This is a genomic window from Faecalicatena contorta, from assembly GCF_021531995.1.
Classification (GTDB): Bacteria; Bacillota; Clostridia; order Lachnospirales; family Lachnospiraceae; genus Dorea_A; species Dorea_A contorta_A.
This window is the reverse complement of record NZ_JAFBIZ010000202.1, coordinates 1-2,496: the sequence shown is the minus strand read 5'-3', so window position 1 is coordinate 2,496 and position 2,496 is coordinate 1. Positions and strand designations below refer to the sequence as shown.

General features: G+C 37.9%; 2 protein-coding genes. Both read right to left on the bottom strand.

Features of this window, described 5'->3' with window-relative positions; genetic code table 11:
* Positions 1-161 precede the first annotated feature (161 nt).
* A complete protein-coding gene (locus tag JQM82_RS15140) occupies positions 162-1,070 on the bottom strand; it encodes a glycyl-radical enzyme activating protein (RefSeq protein WP_235251232.1) in 909 nt (302 codons plus the stop codon).
* 10 nt (positions 1,071-1,080) lie between these two features.
* Entirely contained in the window at positions 1,081-2,370 is a 1,290-nt protein-coding gene (locus JQM82_RS15135; protein WP_328284229.1) for a pyruvate formate lyase family protein, read from the bottom strand.
* Positions 2,371-2,496: the final 126 nt, after the last annotated feature.

Here is a 2,496-nt window from a genome sequence, read left to right as displayed (position 1 = left end):
TCCCAATAATAGTATTCTCCTATCTTTACCATACTATTCGGTACCTGGTTCACAACCTTACTTTCAATTTTCCCATTTTTATATTGTCCAACTACGATCCTGAAAGAGGAATTGCCGCAATCCAGTGCAATCATTATCTTTGTATCCCTCATAATCTCCTCCTACTGTACCGAAATTTTAAGATTGTATTTCGATTCATATTTCTTTAAAAACTTAATATCATTCACCTTCAGAGATTCAAGATCTCCCATCGCATATTTTCGTCCCAAGCCTCGATATTTGTCGAGACCCAGACGATGATACGGAAGGAACACAACTTCTTTAACTTTTTTCAATTTCTCAGCATATTCCAGAAATTGTTCTATTGCATATGGGTCATCATTACATCCCGGAATGTATGGATATCTAAGGTACAGTTTTCCTTTGAAATGTTCATCCATCCATCCGATATTCTCCAGTATCTGTGAATTATCTTTTCCCGTCAGGCGAAGGTGTTCCTGCGGAGAAAAATGCTTATAATCACAAAAAATAATATCTACATCATCCACAACTTTCTGAATCATTTTATTAGATACCTGACCACAGGTTTCAATCAGAACTGTCCAACCTCTCTTATGGATTTCTTTTGCACATTCCTTAATAAATCCAGCATAAAGTAATGGCTCTCCACCGCTGAATGTAATGCCTCCTCCTGAATTTCTGTAATATACATCATCTTTTTCCAGTATCGACATTAATTCATCTACGGTGTACTCTTCTCCCTGAATCACTCTTGCACCTGCATAACATTCATCAATACAGCGTTTACACATCGTACATTTTTCTATATCTGTAATCATTCCATATTCCGGGATATTGGTAATTGCATGAGTTGGACAGTGTTCTGCACACCGTCCACATCCCACACATTTGACTGCTTTAAATAATATTTCACTCTGAAAAAGCTGAGATTCTGGATTGGCACACCATTTACATCTTAAAAGACATCCTTTCAAAAATACTGTCGTCCTTATTCCTGGTCCATCTTCTGTAGAACATCTTTCAATATTAAATATCTTTGCCTTTTCCATAAATTCCCCTTTATAATTCTACTTCCATTCGATTGATTACATCGTTCTGTGCAGATTCTCCCAAAGATGTAAACAATGCACTATATCCTGATACACGAACCATAAGATCAGAATATTCTTCCGGATTCTTCTGTGCTTTTCTTAATGTTTCATTGTCTGTAACATTGAACTGAATCTGCTGACCATCTTTATCAAAGAAAGCTCTCATCATGCTGATAATTTTCTTTCTGGATTCTTCTGTCGCAATGGTCGAAGGAGCGAGTCTCATGTTAAAAATATTTCCCTTTTGATCCCAGATTGTTGGAATCTTGCCAACTGAATTACATGCAGCTGTTGCACCGCTTCTTTCAGAACCATTTGCCGGAGAAACTCCATTGTTTACAACATCTCCTGCCGAACGTCCATCCGGAGTTGCTCCAACTCTGCTTCCAAATGAAATATTTCCTGTAACAGGACTCTGACTGTAGGAGAAGCAGCATGGTACCGGACCTTTTCCATATTTTGAACTCTTATAGTTATGTCTCAGGCTGGAACCAATATAATCTTCAATTGCAACTACCCACTTATCTGCGTAATCATCGTCATTTCCAAATTTCGGCACTTTATTCTTCATAATCATCTGTATCTCTGCGCCGCTCGGAGTCGTCGACTGATCCTGGAAATTTGTAGAAAGAGCATGTAATAATTCTTCCATAGTAAGCATTTTCTTATCAAATACCAAATACTCAATTGCAGTCATTGAATCACCTGAACTAATTGTTCCTGCCGTTGGTCCTCCGTCTGCAGAGTATAATGCTCCTCCTTCTACGAGATCCAGACAACGTCCTATACAATCTTCTACAAGTGAAGAACGAAATGCGTTCAAATCATAACGGATATGTACTTCATCATTGATATGTTCCGTCATACAGTTCAAATCCATGAAATATTTAAGCATCTTTTTAAACTCTTCCATGACTTCATCTATCGTCTGGCAGTCTGTCATTTTTTTATCCGTTTTTTTGAATAACTTACCAGTTGCCGGATCTATGCCATCATGTAAAGTAATCTCTAATACTTTTTCCACACTCAACCATGGTCCTTTTGCTGCGAAGTCCCATTTACCAGGAATTGATGCTTCAATACATCCATCCGGACACCACTCTACCTGATCCTCTTTTGCAATTCCCATATTGTCCAGAATCTTGATAAATGCTTTATCATTATAAAATGCTGGCATTCCACCTTTGTGCTCAATTGTTGCTTCTAAAGCATCCATCAAAATCTCATCCGTTGTTCCGTCAAAATACTTAACAGAAATAGGTAATTGCGAAACTCGCTAAGCTTGTTCGCAATTCTGAACCAAAACAAGGATGAATTCGTGCAAAGCACGAATTCTGGAATGAAATGTAGATAACCGGACATTTTAGGCGCACTTTAATAAGGC

Bases quoted from the DNA above. Each gene is read 5' to 3' on its own strand.
- JQM82_RS15140 (WP_235251232.1), bottom strand. From the start codon at position 1,070: ATGGAAAAGGCAAAGATATTTAATATTGAAAGATGTTCTACAGAAGAT.